Raw genomic sequence first — 18965 nt, 5'->3', positions numbered from 1 at the left:
TCATGATGGTCGTAGTGACAGGGTTTTGGATGGCAGCACTGAGCTATTTTGATATTCGCTACCATAGACTTCCTAATATTCTTACTCTTCCAGCCCTCGTACCAGCATTTTATCTATCAGATTTGTGGTGGCCAGCGATTGTCTGGTCCGGACTCTATGCGGTGATCGCTGTAGGTGCACGAATAACTGGGCAGTCATTAGCAATGGGCTTGGGTGATGTAAAACTCGCTCCCTCCTTAGGTCTCATTGCCGGCAGCCACGTCCTGTGGGCCATTATATTCGCGCAGATTTTCACCATCGCGTTAGCTTGTGCCCTTAAAAAGCAACGGATCGCCCACGGCCCCGCGATGATAGCGGGGACAGTGTGCACCTATTTCATATGGGGGTAGAATTCATAAGTACCCTTATTCGTGCAATAATTGCCACATGCTTCGATGGACTACAGCAGGCGAATCTCACGGCCAAGCTCTCATCACCGTGATGGAGGGGATGCCCGCAGGCGTGCCCATCACGACTGAGGATATTTCCTATCAACTTGCGCGGCGCCGACTAGGCTACGGGCGGGGCGCGAGGATGAAATTTGAGGCAGATGAACTTAGTCTCCTGTCGGGAATTCGTCACGGGCTAACTATGGGGAGCCCCGTCGCTTTGATGATTGGAAATACTGAGTGGCCTAAGTGGACCACCGTCATGTCACCTCATCGTCTTGATGAACATGATCCCCACGTGGCTCGAGAATTGGATTCTGGTCGGGCGAAAAAACTGACGAGGCCTCGTCCAGGACATGCAGATTTCGCGGGAATGTTGAAATATGATCTTCAGGAGGCCCGTCCCGTTCTCGAGCGTGCTTCCGCTAGGGAGACTGCCGCTCGAGTCGCTATTGCTACGCTCGCCCGTAATCTCCTTCGAGAGCTCATGGGAGTCGAAGTGTTCAGCCATATTGTCTCTATAGGTCGCTCTAAGGTCGATCCCGGGTCCAGCCCTGTTGCAGCCGACGCTACAACTATTGACCAGTCGCCCGTGCGCGCGTTTTCCCCGCGAGCTGAGGCGTCAATGATCAACGAGATTGAAGCGGCTAAGAAGCAGGGAGATACCCTCGGAGGAATTTTCGAGGTAATTGTTGACGGTCTACCGATTGGACTAGGATCTCATACCAGTGCTGAAGAACGTCTAGATGCACAACTTAGTGCGGCAGTCATGAGCATACAGGCTATCAAAGGGGTCGAGATTGGCGATGGATTTGAGGAAGCTCGACGCCTTGGCAGTCAGGCTCACGATGAGATGGTGCGCGATGAATCCGGCACGGTAAGGCGTCTTTCAAACCGAGCTGGTGGTGTTGAAGGTGGTATGACTAATGGGGAACGTCTCGTGGTGCGAGGTGCTATGAAACCCATATCAACGGTACCCCGCGCCCTGCGCACTGTGGACCTCGATTCTGGACGTGCAGCCACCGGGATCCACCAGCGATCTGACGTTTGCGCAGTTCCTGCGGCCGGAGTGGTGGCTGAGGCTATGGTTGCTCTCGTGCTAGCTCGAGCCGTGCTGCAAAAATTTGGAGGCGACAGCCTGGTGGAAACTTCTCGCAATTTCGCGGCCTACCAAGACCAGATCGCCCGCAGGCTAGCGTTTTAGGAAGGAATAAAATGGCTCCCAAAATAGTTCTCGTTGGCCCCCCTGGTGCCGGCAAAACAACTATCGCCCGTCGTTTGTCCAGTGCCCTAAATATTGCGCATATTGATAGCGACGAGCTGATAGAACAGCGGACAGGTCAGCGGTGCCGTGACTTCATTGAGGCCAAAGGAATTGAGACTTTTCGCGCTATAGAGGCCGAGGTGATCGCGGAGGCGCTACAGCTTAACGGTGTGCTTAGTCTTGGTGGAGGCGCGATCGAGGAGGATGCAACCCGAAAGCTTCTGATTGATCATCCCGTGGCATGGATAGATGTGAGCATTGAGGAAGGAGACCTGAGAACTCGCGATACCACGGCGCGACCTTTACTCGATGATATGTCCTACGAAGAACTGGTGAAACCTCGAATTCCGCTTTACCGAGAGGTAGCGGATATCCGGATCCCCACCGATACCAGGCCACCTCAGCAGGTGGTAGCGGATATCTTAAGCTTTATGGAATCCTATGATGCTAAGGATTGTCAATGAGTATGTTGGCCGAGGTGAATGTGCGTGGGCCCCGCCCCTACCGGGTGTGCATAGGGGAGCGGCTCGAAGCGGAGTGCGCTGCCCACGTCTCTAGCCTGGGTCCCGGCCGGGTTGTGGTGTTATGTCAGCCAACGGTAGCTCACTATGCGCACCAGCTTATAAAGCAATGGGCTGAAATTCCGAGCACTATCATTGAGATACCCGACGCCGAGGAAGCAAAGACCTATGCGACTGCACAAAGGCTGTGGGATCGCCTCGGCGAGTTGAAGATCGGCCGACGCGACGTAATAATTGGGTTTGGTGGGGGAGCTGCCACCGACCTTGCGGGTTTTATTGCCGCAACGTGGATGCGTGGGATAGAAGTTATCCACATCCCCACTACTGTGCTAGCCATGGTGGATGCTGCGGTGGGAGGCAAAACCGGCATCAATACTCCCGGTGGCAAGAATCTAGTAGGAGCTTTCCATGAGCCCTCGGCAGTATTTATTGACATCCAATATCTAGCGTCAGTTCCTCAATCTGACCGAATTGCTGGCAGCGCTGAAATAATAAAAACAGGCTTTATTGCTGATCCCCAGATTTTGGAGCTCTATGTGCAATCTCCCACCCGCTGCCTCGATATCACAGGTGACCTTCCGGAGTTGATTCATCGGTCAGTCAGTGTCAAAGCGAATGTGGTCGCGCAGGATCTCAAGGAGTCAGGGTTGCGAGAGATCCTCAATTATGGACATACTTTTGGTCATGCAGTAGAGCGTTATGAGCAGTACCGGTGGCGACATGGTGATGCTGTAGCGATAGGGATGGCATTCGTTGCTCACCTAAGTGAGATCAAGGGTGTGATGACAGGTGATCTTGTGGCGCTTCATGAGGAAATCCTTTCCTCAATCGGTCTACCGATTCGCTATCAAAACGCTGGATTCGAGGATCTCTACGCTGCGATGAGCGTGGATAAGAAGAACAGAGATGGTCGGATAAGGTTTGTGGCCCTCAACGACGTGGCTACGCCGACGCGAATCGACGACGCAACAACTGCACAGCTTAAAGAGGCCTATGCGCGAATTTCTTAGAAGGAGAATGCGATGAGTCGCAGTATTTTAATACTCAATGGGCCCAACCTGGATCGGTTGGGTAAAAGGCAACCGCACATTTATGGTTCGACCACGCTTGCCCAGTTGGAACAGCTCCTTCATGCACATGCCAATGACATGGGTTTCACAGTTACCTGTAAGCAATCTAACTATGAAGGCGAGCTTGTGGAGTGGATACATGAAGCCGTCGATAAACAACAACCAATAATTATCAACCCTGGGGGGTTGACACATACCTCGGTAGTCCTTCGAGATGCTCTTGCTGAAATATCCGAGGGTGCAGGTTTCATCGAGGTGCATCTATCAAATATCGCAGCCCGAGAGAGCTTTAGGCACCACTCCTATCTCTCACCCATTGCCAAGGGGACAATTGCGGGTCTGGGTGTACGTGGCTATCTTTTGGCTCTCGATTATCTAATAGCGGAAGCTAGCTAGAACCCAAGGACCTGTGCAGCAGGAGTAAGATCATGCAAAGTTTGGTCGAAGGTGGCCGACTGGAGTTTCGAAGAAAGGTAATTTTCATGGTGGACGCACGTTCTTACTTTGTTAATCGCAGGAAAATACTTGCCCACGAACTTAAAGAGCTAAATCTAGATGCTCTCGTGATTTCCCACCTCACTCACGTGCGCTACTTGTCCGGTTTTACTGGCTCTAACGCTGGTTTGGTTGTCTACGCTGATGGGCAGGCAGATATCGCAACTGACGGACGATACCTAACACAAATAGCCGCGGAGGTTCCCGATATCAAGGCCCGAGAAGCCCGCGCATGTGCCCCGGATCTCATCAAGGGTCTCAGCGGCGTTGCTCGACTGGGTTTCGAAGCTGACTTTGTCACGGTAACTCAGCTGGAGATTTTAAAGAAAGCTGCTGGCGAGGGTCTCGAACTAGTCCCTGTCACCCAGGTCATTGAAAAGATGCGCCGTATTAAAGGAGAAGAGGAACAAGAGCGGTTGCGACGTGTCGCAGATATAGCAAATTCCGCCTTTCAAGAACTTCTCGATGAGGGTGGCATCCGAGCGGGTCGTAGCGAAATTGAGATTGCGGCTGACTTGGAATATAGGATGCGGGTGCGAGGCTCCGAGCGGCCCAGTTTTGACACCATCGTCGCTTCTGGCCCGAATTCTGCAATGCCGCACCACCAAGCTGGGGATCGGATACTATGCGAGGGCGATATCGTGACTATAGACTTTGGTGCCTACGCGGCGGGATATAATTCCGACACCACAAGAACCGTGATTGTCGGATATGCAACGGACTTTTCCCAAGAAATCTATGATGTGGTGCTACAAGCACAATTGGCTGGTTGCAAGGCTGCAGTACCTGGTACCTCGCTTGCCGATGTTGACAAGGCATGTCGGGATATTATTACTAAAGCAGGGTACGGCGACTACTTCGTCCATTCCACCGGACACGGTGTCGGACTCGATGTGCACGAAGCGCCAGCTGCAGCGAAGAATGCCGCGGGAGTATTGTGCGAGGGAATGACGGTAACCATCGAACCTGGCATATACATACCCGAGCGCGGAGGTGTTCGTATCGAGGATACCTTGATTGTGCAGGCTGGAGCTGCAGAAAATCTCACAGGTCTGAGCAAAGATCTCATGATCGTTTAAGAGAAATTCCCTCCCTCCCCAGGTCTGCAGTCTCGGGAGGAAGAGTTAAAATAACCGCGATGCATCATGTATTATCTTGTACGTTCACTCATGCCAATGATGAAGAAGGAAGTATAAAGGTGGCAACAACCGCTGATTTCAAGAACGGACTCGTTCTCAAGATCGACAATAAGCTCCAGCAGATTATCGAATTCCAGCACGTTAAACCAGGTAAAGGCCCAGCGTTTGTGCGTACCAAACTCAAGGACGTTGTCAGCGGAAAGGTGACCGATAAAACTTTTAACGCTGGAGTTAAGGTTGAGACAGCCACCGTGGATCGCCGAGACATGACCTACCTCTATCACGATGGTTCTTCCTTCGTGGTGATGGATGAAAAGAGCTATGAGCAGCTCGAACTTGCTGAGCATATCGTTGGCTCGGGAGCGAGGTTCCTCCTTGAGAACACAACCATCCAAGTTTCCTTCCATGAGGGAGAGCCGCTCTTTGCAGAGCTTCCCATTTCTCTTGATTTGAAAATTGCTCACACCGAACCGGGACTGCAAGGTGATCGTTCGAACGGCGGAACTAAGCCCGCTACGTTGGAAACGGGCGCAGAAATCCAAGTTCCGTTGTTCGTGGAGACCGGTAATATAGTAAAGGTCGATACCCGGGACGGCTCCTACCTCTCACGCGTGAATCACTAGATCGTGGCTGAGTCCGAAAATAATCCTATGCCAGCACCGCGAGCGCAGTATAAGCGTCATGGATCGCGCTATAAAGCGCGACGCCGCGCGGTTGATTTCCTTTACGAGTCCGAGGCCCGTGATATTGACCCGGTAGCCCTGTTATCTGATCGAGTCTCATTAGCTGCTCTTCCAGCTAGTGAGATCGCTCCAGTGAACCCATATACCAGGGAAATAGTGGCAGGGGTTGCAGAAGAGCTCGATAGAATCGATTCGGTCATAGCCTCTCATCTATCTGAGAACTGGGAACTACACCGCATATCAGCCGTTGATCGAGCTATCCTGCGGGTGGCTGTATGGGAGCTTATCTTTAATGAGGACGTTCCAGTTAAAACGGCTATCAAGGACGGTATCGAGCTAGCCTCGCAGTACTCAGTCGATGATGCATTCGCCTATATCAACGGCGTGCTTGATTCAATTGCGAAAAATATTGACGAACTGCGCGCCTTTGATGATCCAGACGGTCATGAGGACGAGCATAGTATGGGGTTCGCCGATGCCCTTGCTGAAGCGGAGGCCCATTTAACCGACGATGAGAGCTTTGATGGTCGCGACCCAGACGACTAAATATATCTAGCTTGGCTACCCCCATCATTTAAGAGTGGTGGGGGTATTTTCTCGCTATTTTGTTACAGATGTGACTAGAATGAGAGAAGTTTTTTAAATAGTCAGTTGTGTCGGATGTTTCTTGTGTTGTTGATATGGTAAGCCGCCGACTCAGCGCTTAGACATAGCCCTCAAATGAAAGTTGGTATGGCGCAGTGAAATTCAACCTGCCAGTTCTTGGTGACATCGACTTCAACTCTCCAGTGGTCCAGCAGATTATCGCCCTCATCACCTCAGTTCTCTTGTCCATAGTGGGCAGCGCCGGAATCAACGTCAGTGAGCTGAAGGCCCAGATTCCAGACAACGCGCCTACTTTGGTGAAAGATATCGGGACCACGCTATTCGACGATCCACAACTTGGGGAGACAGCCGGTCAATTAACCGCGCTCGCTACAGGATCGAGCGAGAAGCTCGACACTGTGGAGGTAAACCGATCGCGTGCCGCTGAAAGCACCACAGTGGTAATCGAGGATCCGAAGCCCACCCACGAAGAAGTTGCGTCCCCGGCTATTGTCTTTGCTGCGCCCTCCACCAATTTGCCTCAGACTGATCAGTTTATGGTGGCGAATTTTCCTAAAGCTGACGCAGCCGATAATCCCGCGCCTGTTGTCTTTAGCTTTGTGGAAAAAGTTAACGACAAAATTACTCCCGTGACAGAAGGCACATGGTCCGGAACCATTGCTGGCCGTGATATCTCCGAGATGAGGGCAGAAACTGATCGCCCGCTCGATGCTGGGATTTTAGCTCTCTCGGTCAAACCCAGTGAGTTAAGCGATATCAATATTCGATTCGATTCCAATAACTACCAGAGCGGTTTTGCCTCTGACCACATTGACCTGGACAGGGACGGCCAGACTACTCTCTTTACTCCGGGACGCTCCTCGTAGTCATCTAAGCGCGTAGCCGTACCTTCAACTCCCTAGACCACAGGGTTGGAGGTGCGGCTTTTAACTTTTGGCGGAGCAATATCTGCGATCGTGGCGCAGATTATGTTGCATTCCTCCCTACGGGTAGATTCATCGAAGTTCGCACCCAAAGTTGTATTGAGTTTTGATTCGGCTCATGAGAAGTAAAACTTTGCCATTGATCCACGTTGGTGAGCCTTTTCGTCCGAATTATGTGTGCGTGAACTGGGTTCATATTCTTAGTGGCAGCGGCCCCGTCGAGGAAACGATATCGCCCGCACGGTAGCAACCATTCCAGCTGTAGAGGACTGAAGAAAGTATTCGACGAGAGGTTCGAAGGGTTAACGCATTTGTGGATCAGAAATACCGAACGGTGGTGGATCTGTGATCTAATCTTTGGAATCGTGGCTGTGGAAACTCGATAGAGTTTCGTTCATGCGGTCGACGTGCCGACGATATCAATCAGGCGAGAGCCTCTATGGGTATATACAGGGAAAGTCTCGTAACCTGGTTATCGCTGTGCGAAACACTGAGACTTCACGTGGCGCACCACAGCTGGATAAGAAATGCCCAGGCCGCTCAGCGTCCTGGGCAGGGGAACAGTCTAAGAAGCGTCGACAAGCTCCTCATTGCCGAGTTCATGAGCCAAAGCCTGCTCAAGGCCCGGATACCTGAAAATATGCTCGCGAGCTAATAGCACTCGCGGTAGTACCCGCTGATCGGCCAGCGCAAATTCTTCGGCCCCCTGCGAACCCAGGAGGATTTTGGGACCAAGCGTTGGGACTGGGAATATCGCCGGTCGCCTTAACTGAGCCCCTAGCATCTTAGACATCTCGGCATTGGTAACAGGGTTGGGACTGGTGGCATTAATGGGGCCCGATATATGACCGTCAAGAGCCGCGGTGATGATTATGTCAGTCAGGTCATCGAGCGCAATCCATGAGAAACCTTGAGAACCATCACTGAGGTGCCCCCCTAACCCTGTCGAGAAAAGCGTGCGCATGACTGGCAGAAAACCACCACGCCCTGAAATAACGATGCCCGTGCGTAGGTTAACTACCCGCTTGCCTCCTTCAGAGGCAGGACTGGTCGCAGCCTCCCAGTTGCGAGCCAAATCCGCGAGAAATCCTTCGCCCGTGTCAGATTCTTCGTCGAGGGTCTCGCCACTACGGTCGTGACCGTAGACTCCGATCGTGGAGCCTGAGATCATCGTGTGGCAATCATCCGATTGAGCTACGAGTTGGGCGAGTTTACGGGTTGGCTCCACCCGAGAATCCCAAAGCGCCTTCTTGTGGGCCTCACTGAAGCGGCCGAAAATAGGTTCACCGGCGAGGTGAACGAGGAGATCAACATTCTCGAGAAGCTTTTTATCGGGGCACTCGGGGTCCCAAAGGCGTTGGTCACCCTCGGGATTGCTGCGCACCAAAGGGATAACTGTGTGACCCAGAGTGCTCAGTTGCGCAGCGAGAGCGCGTCCCACAGTTCCGTTCGACCCTGTGATCGCAACGCGTAGTTTCCGATCACTTATCACCTCGAATCGGGCTTTAGCCTGGAAATCGTTGATGATTTGGTGCTGTCGATACGCAAACATTGGATTCAAGCTCAAACTGGGCAGCCGGGTGCGAACATCATCGGTGATAGCAGTCGCCTGGATATCGTCGATGGAGGTGTCGTCGAAGATATGAGTATGGCGCCAGTTAGCCAGTACTTGGATCGGAGCTGTGGCACAGATATCAGTGAATTGACGTCCAGCAACATACCCCGACAGGTCGTGGCGGGCTACCCACTTCAGCCCTGCTGGGAGTGCAAAAACGGTTGTACCCGTGCTTAAGGACTCCGCCTCAGAGATCGGGTTGAAAGGGAAAAATGGAGGGGAGAGTCTTAATACTGCTCCCTTTCGATTATGCCACTCCCACACCTCACTCCTCGGGGCGGGGACAACGTGGGTGGAATGAAGACTCATAAGGATGTGTGCTCTTTCTTGATATAGCTTTAAAACTCGGCAACGTCGCTGAAACGACGTGGCAGATCTTAGGAGAACGGCCGTGTCGAATCATGGCGATAAGGAGAGCCTTGCAGGCTCTGCCTATCTTGGCGCCTAGCTAAAGGCGTAGAGATAATCGTTACCCACCAGTTTAGGGCTTTTTTGTCAATGAGGGGAGACTATGAACCAGCTAGCAGCCGCTGCCCTCATTCCAGTTTCTGCTCGGAAGCTTTACCAGTTCGGGTACACAATGGCAGTTGTGGGGGAGTTGCTCGCTCGAAATTGCTATAGTCTATTACCTGAGGTGCTATCATCTCACCTAGTTGAATCTATACGGTCGCTTTGCGGTGGCCAGCGGATCAGCCATCGCAACAATTTCATACTGTCCATCGCCTCATTCGGGGCACGACATCCTTTAACGGACCGCACAGAGAGGCGGGGAAGGAGGTCACGATGAGCGAATCTAAACCCGCTACGGTCGAGCTTTTTAAAGCTGAAGACGTGGCGCGCACTATCGCACGCATCGCGCACCAAATTATCGAAAAAACGGCCCTTGACGCCGCTGACAATTCGTCCATCCTGTTATTAGGCATCCCCTCCGGGGGCGTACCTCTGGCTAAGCGTTTACAGCAAAAAGTCGCCGAGTTTTCAAGCGTAGATATTCCTACTGGAAGCTTAGACATCACCCTTTATCGTGATGATCTCAGCTCTAAGCCACATCGCGCTCTGCAACCCACAGAAATTCCCACTCGGGGAGTTGACGGATCTCATATCATCTTAGTCGATGACGTCCTTTATTCGGGACGAACTATCCGCGCCGCACTTGATGCTCTGCGCGATTTGGGGCGGCCCCGCTCAGTACAATTAGCAGTCCTTGTTGATCGCGGTCACCGCGAATTACCCATTCGTGCTGATTATGTGGGCAAGAATCTTCCCACTTCTCGCACCGAAGATGTCACCGTACTGCTACATGAAATTGATGGCCGTGACGCGGTTATCCTAACTCGAGGAAGCGACAAGTAAAGATGAAGCACCTACTTTCCATCGGTGACCTGGGCAAAGATCAGATCCTTGCACTCATGGACGAGGCCGACCGTTTCCGCGAGGCCCTAATGGGTCGAGAAATCAAGAAGCTGCCGACGCTGCGCGGGCGGACTATATTCACGGTTTTTTATGAAAATTCCACGCGAACGCGTTCCTCGTTCGAAACCGCGGGTAAGTGGATGAGTGCCGATGTTATCAATATTTCGGCCTCATCGTCGTCGGTGCAAAAGGGAGAATCGCTCAAAGATACGGGACTCACACTCAAAGCTGTAGGCGCGGATGCCCTCATCATTCGGCATCCTTTTGCTGGTGCCGCCGCGCAATTGGCCGAGTGGGTCGCCCCAGGCGGTGATGGCCCTAGTGTCATCAACGCTGGAGACGGTGCGCATCAGCACCCTACCCAGGCTCTTCTTGATGCCGTCACTATGCGACAACGCCTGGGCGAGATTGAGGGCAAGAAGGTCGTGATCGTCGGTGACTGTCTCCATTCCCGAGTCGTACGATCCAACGTTGATCTTCTCAGCACCCTTGGAGCTCACGTAGTACTGGTAGCACCAGGTACCCTGCTTCCTCAGGGAGTGGAGAACTGGCCAGTTCGAACCTCCTATGACATGGATTCCGAGCTTAAAGACGCTGATGTCGTAATGATGCTGCGTGTTCAAAAAGAACGCATGCATGGAGGTTTTTTCCCGTCACACCGCGAATACGCAACCCTGTATGGGATGAATCGCGAGCGGGAATCCCTGCTCAAAGAGTCGGCCATTGTCATGCACCCAGGCCCAATGCTGCGCGGTATGGAAATTAGCTACGATGTCGCTGACTTACCTCGCACTGCAGTGCTACAGCAGGTGAACAATGGTGTTCACAGCCGGATGGCAGTGTTATTTACGCTGCTTGCTCATTCCGATAACCACGGCTTTTAAATCACGCGTCAGAGAAGGAAAACATAGATGTCTGATTCAGTTCATTATCCTGCCACGGGTGAGCTCGCACCGGCGGCTCCTGGAACCTTATTGCTCAAAAACATACGCCCCTATGGCGAAGGCAAACCCCAAAATATTCTCATTGACAACGGGGTCATCATCGAACTCGATTCGCAACAAACCCAAGCTGATCGGATCATCGATGGTCAGGGTGCTGTTCTACTGCCTGGGCTGGTAGATATTCACGTGCACTTACGTGAACCAGGTCGAGAAGATACCGAAACCATCGCGACGGGATCGCTCGCAGCCGCCCGCGGTGGCTTCACTGCAGTATTTACTATGGCTAATACTCAACCCGTGATGGACCAGTCGATCATCGCTGAGGCCGTGTGGGCTAAAGGCCAAGACATAGGTCTGTGCGATGTTCACCCCGTCGGATCGATTACGCAGGGCCTTGAAGGCAAGGTACTGACCGAATTTGGGATGATGGCGCGTTCACAAGCCAAGGTGCGGCTATTCTCCGATGACGGAAAATGTGTGGACAATCCGTTATTGATGCGCCGGGCTATTGAATACGCTAAGGGTACGGACGTACTCCTTGCTCAGCATTGTGAGGATCCGCGACTAACAGATGGAGCGTCGGCACATGAAGGAAAACGAGCTGCCACATTAGGTTTGCAGGGCTGGCCACGTGTTGCCGAGGAGTCCATAGTGGCTCGCGATGCTCTACTCTGTCGGGATTATGGCACCCGGATGCATATTTGTCATGCTTCCACTAAGGGCACCGTTGAGTTGGTGCGCTGGGCCAAGAGTCAGGATATTCCCATATCCGCCGAGGTTACCCCGCATCACCTGTTGCTCACCGACGAGCGTTTAGAAACTTATGATGGCGTGAATAAAGTCAACCCTCCGCTACGTGAGGAATCAGATACGGTGGCGTTACGCGATGCCCTGCTGGATGGCACCATTGATATAGTTGCTACCGATCACGCTCCTCATGGTTCTGAGGAGAAATGCTGTGAGTTTGAGAACGCTCGCCCAGGAATGCTGGGGTTGGAAACCTCGCTTGCCATCATTGCTCAACTCTTTGTCTCTTCCGGCTTGGCTAACTGGCGTTTTGTCGCAAAAGTCATGTCTGAACGGCCCGCCGAACTCGTCCGGCTTCCGGGCCACGGTCGCCCCATCGCTGAAGGCGAACCCGCGAATCTCACGCTCATTGCCGAGAATCAGCCGTGGACAGTCGATCCATTGGCCCTGGCTTCGAAGTCTTCCAATACGCCCTATGCGGGGATGACTTTTGACGCTAGGGTTATTGCCACCATTTTACGCGGTACCATCACGCAGCTTAGGGCGCCCGAAGCTCAATAAGCAGGAAAATTCTCGAAAGGCTCATATAGTGAATAACCCTATGCGCACCCCAGCGCTCCTTGTTCTAGCTGACGGCAAGGTTTTCCGCGGCTTAAGCTTCGGATCTCTTGGCCGCACTTTAGGTGAAGCGGTCTTCACCACTGCGATGACCGGATATCAGGAGACCATGACAGATCCTTCTTATCATCGACAGATCGTGGTGACCACCGCCCCTCAGATTGGAAATACTGGGTGGAATGACGAAGACGGTGAATCTCGCGATGACCGCATTTGGGTCGCTGGTCTCGTGATTCGCGATCTCTCCACCACCGTTTCCAGCTGGCGTGCTCGTCGTTCCCTGGAAGAGGAAATGGTCGCTCAGAATATCGTGGGTATCCAGGGCGTCGATACCCGTGCCATAGTGCGGCATCTACGGCATTTCGGTTCATTGACGGCTGGTATCTTCTCCGGTGACGATGCCGACAAGGCACTTGACGAACTCATCCAGATCGTCAAATCCCAACCTGAGATGGTTGGGCAGAGCCTGGCGGAGCAAGTCAGTACCGATGATGTGTATACCGTGGATAGTGAGGGAGACCCCCAGTTTACGGTGGTTGCCTACGATATGGGTATCAAATCGAATACACCACGTAATTTTGCCCGCCGCGGTATTAAAACTGTTGTTGTTCCAGCTAATACTTCCTTTGCAGATATTATGGCCCATCAGCCTGACGGTATTTTTATCTCCAATGGACCAGGGGACCCTGCTACCGCAGATATCATGGTCGGAATTGTCAAAGAGATCCTCAAACACGAAATACCTCTCTTTGGCATATGTTTCGGGAATCAAATCCTCGGCCGTGCGCTGGGACTTGAGACATATAAATTGAAGTTCGGTCACCGGGGTATCAATGTTCCCGTTCTTAATCACCTCACCGGCAAGATCGATATCACCTCCCAGAATCACGGATTCGCTCTAAAGGGGTCACCGGGTGAAAGTTTCGATACCCCCTTTGGACGAGCGCAGATAACACATACGTGCTTAAACGACGGCACTGTTGAGGGTGTAGCTCTTGTCAATGGCCGCGCTTTTTCTGTGCAGTATCACCCCGAGGCCGCAGCCGGCCCCACGGATGCCCAGCCGCTTTTTGACCAATTCGTTGCCGTGATGGCAGCGCAGCAGAAAAACTAACCAGGAGGAAGCGTACAATGCCAAAACGCCAAGATATCAAGCACGTCCTGGTTATCGGATCAGGTCCAATCGTCATTGGTCAAGCCTGCGAATTTGACTACTCGGGCACCCAAGCCTGCCGCGTTTTAAAGGACGAGGGCTTGAGAGTTAGCCTGGTTAATTCTAATCCGGCCACGATTATGACCGACCCAGAGTTTGCCGATCATACCTACGTTGAGCCGATTGAACCCGAATATATAGAGGCGATCTTCGAAAAAGAGCGTGCTCAAGGACACCCCATCGATGCAGTGCTGGCGACCCTCGGAGGCCAAACTGCGCTGAATGCCGCCATCGCGCTAGATCGGCGCGGTTCCTTCGACGCATACGGTGTTGAGCTCATCGGCGCTGATATAGCAGCCATCGAACGGGGTGAAGACCGTCAGAAATTCAAAGATATTGTAGCGAAGATTGGCGGAGAGTCTGCCCGTTCACGAGTCTGCCACAATATGGAACAAGTGCATGAAACCGTTGCAGAACTTGGTCTCCCTGTCGTTGTGCGACCCTCCTTTACTATGGGTGGTTTAGGTTCTGGTTTGGCTTATAACGAGGACGATCTTGAGCGTATAGCCGGTGGCGGCCTAGCTGCATCTCCTGAGGCCAATGTGTTGATCGAAGAATCCATCCTGGGATGGAAAGAATATGAGCTCGAATTGATGCGTGACAGCGCCGATAACGTCGTTGTTGTTTGTTCGATTGAGAATGTCGATGCTCTCGGTGTGCACACAGGTGACTCCGTGACGGTGGCCCCCGCCATGACTTTGACCGACCGCGAATTCCAGAAAATGCGCGATCAGGGTATCGCAATCATCCGCGAAGTGGGTGTTGATACTGGTGGATGTAATATCCAGTTCGCGCTCAATCCAAAGGATGGGCGCCTGATCACCATCGAGATGAATCCCAGAGTGTCGCGATCCTCGGCATTGGCCTCGAAGGCAACGGGATTTCCTATTGCCAAAATAGCAGCCAAATTAGCCATTGGTTATACCCTCGATGAGATCGATAATGATATCACCAAGGTAACGCCAGCAGCTTTCGAACCTACCTTAGATTATGTGGTCGTTAAGGCTCCTCGCTTTGCATTCGAGAAATTCGTAGGATCCGACGATACGCTTACGACCACCATGAAATCCGTAGGCGAAGCCATGAGTCTCGGGCGCAATTATATCGCAGCCTTAGGAAAGGTCATGCGGTCTTTGGAAAATAAGCAGGCTGGCTTTTGGGCCGTAGACGATGAAGTATTCGCCGGCGATCGCGCCCGAGACCTCCAGGCCGTCCTCGAGGACCTCGTTCGTCCGACCGAAGGCCGTTTATATGACGCGGAATTGGCGCTTCGTCTTGGTGCCACAATCGCGCAGGTTCACGAAAAGTCCGGAATAGATCCGTGGTTCCTGGGTGAATTGAAATCACTAGTAGATTTCCGCGAAGAAATGATCGCCGCAAAAACTCTGTCAGAAGACTTGTTGCGCCGAGCTAAGTTCTATGGCCTCTCCGACCGTCAGATTGCCCAGTTGCGACCAGAATTCGCTGGTGAGGCGGGGATTCGCCGCTTGCGTTGGTCGCTAGGAATTCGTCCGGTGTTCAAAACTGTTGATACCTGCGCGGCAGAATTTGAGGCCCAGACCCCGTATTATTATTCGGCATATGAACTCGATCCAGCCGCCGAGTCCGAGGTGAGCCCACAGAGGGAAAAGCCGAAAATTATCATCTTGGGCTCCGGCCCGAACCGCATCGGCCAGGGTATTGAGTTTGACTATTCCTGTGTGCACGCGGCTCTTGAATTATCACGGGTGGGCTACGAAACCGTGATGATCAATTGCAATCCGGAGACTGTTTCCACAGACTACGATACGGCCGACCGGCTATACTTTGAGCCACTGACCTTCGAAGACGTTATGGAGGTTTACCATGCTGAGTCCCAGTCGGGCACCGTTGCAGGTGTGATCGTGCAACTGGGGGGTCAAACTCCTCTGGGTCTCGCGGCCCAACTACGCGATGCTGGGGTTCCCGTTATCGGCACCAGCCCCGAGGCTATCGATCTCGCGGAGGATCGCGGCGAGTTTGGCGAAGTCTTGCGAAAAGCGGAACTACCAGCTCCGGAATTCGGTACCGCAACCTCCTTTAAGGAAGCCCGCGCGGTAGCCGCCGAAATTGGTTATCCCGTACTTGTGCGCCCTTCGTATGTACTGGGCGGGCGAGGTATGGAAATCGTCTACGATGAAAAATCTCTCGAGAGCTATATAGACCGAGCCACGGAAATTACGAACGATCATCCTGTTCTCGTAGACCGCTTCCTAGATAATGCTATCGAAATCGACGTTGACGCTTTGTGTGATGGCGAGAATGTCTATCTAGCAGGTGTTATGGAGCATATCGAGGAGGCTGGAATTCACTCTGGTGATTCGGCCTGTGCTCTCCCGCCAATGACTTTGGGTGCCGAGGATATCGAAAATGTGCGACGTTCCACGACGGCCCTTGCCCATGGGATTGGGGTCAAGGGATTGATGAATGTTCAGTTCGCTCTGAAGGACGATATTTTGTACGTCATCGAAGCCAATCCACGTGCCTCTCGTACAGTGCCCTTCGTATCAAAAGCAACCGGGGTCCATCTAGCCAAAGCGGCGGCACGAATCATGACAGGTGCTAGCATCGCGGAGCTGCAAGAAGAGGGAATGATCCCTACCGACCATGATGGTGGATCGCTCCCCTTAGAAAGCCCAATCGCAGTGAAGGAGGCGGTGCTTCCCTTTACTCGCTTTAGGCGCCCCGATGGCACCATGCTCGATACCTTGCTCTCTCCCGAGATGAAGTCCACGGGTGAGGTGATGGGACTGGCTGATAATTTCGGTGCGGCCTACGCCAAAGCTGAGCAAGCAGCCTTCGGAGCGCTACCAACTCAGGGTACCGTTTTCGTGTCAGTTGCCAACCGCGATAAGCGAACCCTGATTTTCCCAATTCAGCGTTTAGCATCCCTCGGATTCAAACTTTTAGCCACCTCTGGTACCGCAGCCATGTTGCGCCGTAATGGCGTTGAATGCGAGCAGGTGCTCAAACGCTCCGAAGTAGACCAGCCAGGCTACGAAGGACGTAAGTCGATTGTGGACTTAATTCACGAGGGCAAGGTAGACCTTATTCTCAATACTCCAGCGGGATCCGCAGGGGCTCTTCACGATGGCTATGAGATTCGTGTCGCCGCAGTGGGTGCAGGTGTTGCATTAGTGACCACTGTTCAAGGCGTCACGGCGGCAGTGCAGGGGATAGAGGCTAGACGTCGCGGCACTCTCTCGGTGCGAGCTTTGCAAGAACTTGATCACGCAGTGGGCCGCCATGAATCCAATTGATATGGAACAAGGTGCTGGTTTTGGTTACCGGTTGCGTGAAGCGGGGCGACGGTGGGGCCGTTTATGTGTGGGGATCGACCCACACCCTGAGTTACTGAGCGCGTGGAGTTTAGAGTACTCCCCATCTGGTATCGAGAAATTCTCTGAGATCTGCGTTGAAGCCTTCGCCGGCCATGTGGCTTTGATCAAGCCTCAAGTTGCCTTCTACGAGGCTTTCGGAGCTGCTGGTATCTCGGTGCTAGAAACTGTTCTGAGTGAGCTTAGGCAGGCTGGAACTCTAGTGCTTGCCGACGCCAAACGAGGCGATATTGGTTCCACTATGGCAGGATATGCTCGGGCGTGGTTGGATCCCTCCTCGCCGCTGGGAACCGATTCCGTAACGGTCTCCCCATATCTAGGTTTTGGCTCTCTCCAGCCTGTTATCGAGCTCGCTCACCACCATAAGGGCGGCCTTTTCGTCCTGGCTGCAACAAGCAACCCAGAGGCTCGACACCTTCAAAACCACTGTGACGCCCACGGCGTTAGGGTTTCCCAACAGATCGTTAACGCGGCCGCATCAGTCAATAACCAGCACCATACTCACTCCGTGGGTGATATCGGCGTGGTTATTGGAGCAACAGTGGATAACCCTCCTGATCTCAGTGAGTTCAACGGGCCAGTTTTGCTCCCGGGAGTGGGTGCTCAGGGAGCACAGGCGAGTGATGTTGCTCGCATTACAAAGGGGGTAACCGATTTAAGTTTCCCTAATATCTCGCGGGCGATCCTCAGATATGGGCCGAGTGCTAGCAAACTCCGCGACGAGGCTCGAAAATGTGCTGAGGAATTCTCATAACACCAGTTCAGAGGGTTTATTCAGACCGCAGGTCTACACGTTGTTGACCTGCGGTTTTAACCGAGAAATAGGGTAGTACCAGAAGATTTGCAAATTACCGTGAAGCGGGCAGAACAGCATTATTAATTTCAACGTTGTAATACAAATATTTTGTGGTAGATTTTCGCATGAGCCTTTGCGTGATCTGTGCAAAGGCGCACTACAAGAATTTTAATCCAGTATTTCCCTAACGATTTGGAGGCTCCAACGTGGCACTCCCACAGTTGACCAACGAGCAGCGTAAAGAAGCCCTGGCAAAGGCTGCAGAAGCACGTAAAGCTCGCGCTAAGCTCAAGGAAGAACTCAAGCGCGGCGACATCACTTTGAAGGAAGTCCTCGAGAAGGCTTCCGAGAACGAAATTATCGGAAAGACCAAGGTTTCTGCGCTGTTGGAGTCCCTGCCCAAGGTTGGTAAGGTCAAGGCCAAGGAAATCATGGAAGAGCTCGAAATTGCTCAGACGCGTCGTCTACGTGGTCTCGGCGATCGTCAGCGCCGTGCGCTCCTGGAGCGTTTCGGATTCTCCGAGGATTAATCACATGAGTGGCGCCAGCGCCCGTGGTCGGTTGGTTGTTTTGCTCGGTCCCTCCGCAGTGGGCAAATCCACGGTGGTGAAAAGGCTGCGCGAGGAACTACCCGACCTTTATTTTTCCGTATCGATGACAACACGGGGGCCTCGCCCTGGCGAGCAGGATGGCAGGGACTACTTCTTTGTCACTGCTGAGTACTTCCAAGAGTGCATCGACAAGGGTGAAATGCTGGAGTGGGCTGATATCCATGGAGGATTGCAGCGCTCCGGGACTCCTGCTCAACCCGTCAAGAACGCGCTTGCAGCCGGACGCCCTGTTCTCATCGAGGTCGACCTCGTAGGGGCGCGCAACGTAGTGGCTATGATGCCTGAGGCTGAATCTGTATTTTTGGCCCCACCTAGTTGGGACACACTTGTTGAGCGCCTTACTAGTCGTGGCACCGAAGATGAAGCTGCCGTCAATCGGCGCTTAGAGACCGCCCGGGTAGAGATGGAAGCGCAGCACGAATTCCGCCATATTGTTGTTAACGACGACCTCGAAGAAGCGGTTACTCGGCTGGTGCGCATCTTTCGAAGCTGAGTATCATGCCTGACTGCTCAGGCTGAGTAC

General features: G+C 52.9%; 18 protein-coding genes. 17 read left to right on the top strand and 1 reads right to left on the bottom strand.

What is annotated here, in order from left to right:
- Positions 1 to 2: 2 nt before the first annotated feature.
- The 9 genes from N7326_RS00835 to N7326_RS00795 all read left to right on the top strand — a co-directional run bounded on the left by N7326_RS00835 (position 3) and on the right by N7326_RS00795 (position 7072).
- The gene (locus N7326_RS00835; RefSeq protein ID WP_259076694.1) at positions 3 to 389 is read left to right on the top strand and encodes a prepilin peptidase; all 387 of its coding nucleotides are present in this window, start codon (positions 3 to 5) and stop codon (positions 387 to 389) included.
- Positions 390 to 426: 37 nt separating this feature from the next.
- Positions 427 to 1632 (top strand): chorismate synthase, encoded by a 1206-nt coding sequence (gene aroC, locus N7326_RS00830; protein ID WP_259289229.1) that lies wholly within the window; start codon positions 427 to 429, stop codon positions 1630 to 1632.
- An 11-nt stretch (positions 1633 to 1643) separates the two neighbouring features.
- Positions 1644 to 2156 (top strand): shikimate kinase, encoded by a 513-nt coding sequence (locus tag N7326_RS00825; protein WP_259076698.1) that lies wholly within the window; start codon positions 1644 to 1646, stop codon positions 2154 to 2156.
- 5 nt (positions 2157 to 2161) lie between these two features.
- Positions 2162 to 3223 carry a 3-dehydroquinate synthase gene (aroB, locus tag N7326_RS00820; RefSeq protein WP_259077098.1) on the top strand — a complete coding sequence of 354 codons (1062 nt, stop codon included), beginning with the start codon at positions 2162 to 2164 and terminating at the stop codon, positions 3221 to 3223.
- A 12-nt stretch (positions 3224 to 3235) separates the two neighbouring features.
- On the top strand, positions 3236 to 3679 hold the full coding sequence (gene aroQ / locus N7326_RS00815; RefSeq protein WP_259076700.1) for a type II 3-dehydroquinate dehydratase: 444 nt from the start codon (positions 3236 to 3238) through the stop codon (positions 3677 to 3679).
- A gap of 86 nt (positions 3680 to 3765) precedes the next feature.
- A complete protein-coding gene (locus N7326_RS00810; protein ID WP_259076703.1) occupies positions 3766 to 4857 on the top strand; it encodes a M24 family metallopeptidase in 1092 nt (363 codons plus the stop codon).
- Positions 4858 to 4976: 119 nt separating this feature from the next.
- Positions 4977 to 5540: an elongation factor P gene (gene efp / locus N7326_RS00805; protein ID WP_259076705.1), complete on the top strand. Its 564-nt coding sequence runs from the start codon at positions 4977 to 4979 to the stop codon at positions 5538 to 5540.
- Between the two features lie 27 nt (positions 5541 to 5567).
- Positions 5568 to 6146, top strand: coding sequence for a transcription antitermination factor NusB (gene nusB / locus N7326_RS00800; protein WP_259076707.1), 579 nt, complete (start codon positions 5568 to 5570; stop codon positions 6144 to 6146).
- Between the two features lie 194 nt (positions 6147 to 6340).
- The gene (locus tag N7326_RS00795; protein ID WP_259076709.1) at positions 6341 to 7072 is read left to right on the top strand and encodes a hypothetical protein; all 732 of its coding nucleotides are present in this window, start codon (positions 6341 to 6343) and stop codon (positions 7070 to 7072) included.
- Between the two features lie 622 nt (positions 7073 to 7694).
- Here the strand turns inward: N7326_RS00795 and N7326_RS00790 are convergent.
- Positions 7695 to 9053, bottom strand: coding sequence for a TIGR01777 family oxidoreductase (locus N7326_RS00790; RefSeq protein ID WP_259076713.1), 1359 nt, complete (start codon positions 9051 to 9053; stop codon positions 7695 to 7697).
- 474 nt (positions 9054 to 9527) lie between these two features.
- Between N7326_RS00790 and pyrR the strand changes: the two genes are divergently transcribed.
- The 8 genes from pyrR (at position 9528) to gmk (ending at position 18935) form a co-directional block, all read left to right on the top strand.
- A complete protein-coding gene (pyrR, locus tag N7326_RS00785; RefSeq protein ID WP_259076715.1) occupies positions 9528 to 10097 on the top strand; it encodes a bifunctional pyr operon transcriptional regulator/uracil phosphoribosyltransferase PyrR in 570 nt (189 codons plus the stop codon).
- A 2-nt stretch (positions 10098 to 10099) separates the two neighbouring features.
- Positions 10100 to 11041 (top strand): aspartate carbamoyltransferase catalytic subunit, encoded by a 942-nt coding sequence (locus N7326_RS00780; RefSeq protein ID WP_259076717.1) that lies wholly within the window; start codon positions 10100 to 10102, stop codon positions 11039 to 11041.
- 27 nt (positions 11042 to 11068) lie between these two features.
- Entirely contained in the window at positions 11069 to 12409 is a 1341-nt protein-coding gene (locus N7326_RS00775; RefSeq protein WP_259076719.1) for a dihydroorotase, read from the top strand.
- 40 nt (positions 12410 to 12449) lie between these two features.
- Positions 12450 to 13580, top strand: a complete 1131-nt coding sequence (carA, locus tag N7326_RS00770; protein ID WP_263088094.1) for a glutamine-hydrolyzing carbamoyl-phosphate synthase small subunit — start codon at positions 12450 to 12452, stop codon at positions 13578 to 13580.
- Between the two features lie 17 nt (positions 13581 to 13597).
- Positions 13598 to 16957, top strand: coding sequence for a carbamoyl-phosphate synthase large subunit (carB, locus tag N7326_RS00765; protein ID WP_259076726.1), 3360 nt, complete (start codon positions 13598 to 13600; stop codon positions 16955 to 16957).
- Positions 16944 to 17789: an orotidine-5'-phosphate decarboxylase gene (gene pyrF / locus N7326_RS00760; RefSeq protein WP_396124691.1), complete on the top strand. Its 846-nt coding sequence runs from the start codon at positions 16944 to 16946 to the stop codon at positions 17787 to 17789. The genes carB and pyrF overlap by 14 nt, the downstream gene beginning before the upstream one ends.
- A gap of 248 nt (positions 17790 to 18037) precedes the next feature.
- Entirely contained in the window at positions 18038 to 18361 is a 324-nt protein-coding gene (mihF, locus tag N7326_RS00755; RefSeq protein ID WP_259076728.1) for an integration host factor, actinobacterial type, read from the top strand.
- Positions 18362 to 18365: 4 nt separating this feature from the next.
- Positions 18366 to 18935 (top strand): guanylate kinase, encoded by a 570-nt coding sequence (gene gmk, locus N7326_RS00750; protein ID WP_259076730.1) that lies wholly within the window; start codon positions 18366 to 18368, stop codon positions 18933 to 18935.
- Positions 18936 to 18965 lie beyond the last annotated feature (30 nt).

Origin of the sequence: Corynebacterium sp. ES2794-CONJ1 (assembly GCF_025660615.1) — a bacterium.
Lineage (GTDB): Bacteria > Actinomycetota > Actinomycetes > Mycobacteriales > Mycobacteriaceae > Corynebacterium.
The sequence above is the reverse complement of the archived record's forward strand: the minus strand, read 5'-3'. Positions and strand labels throughout refer to the sequence as shown.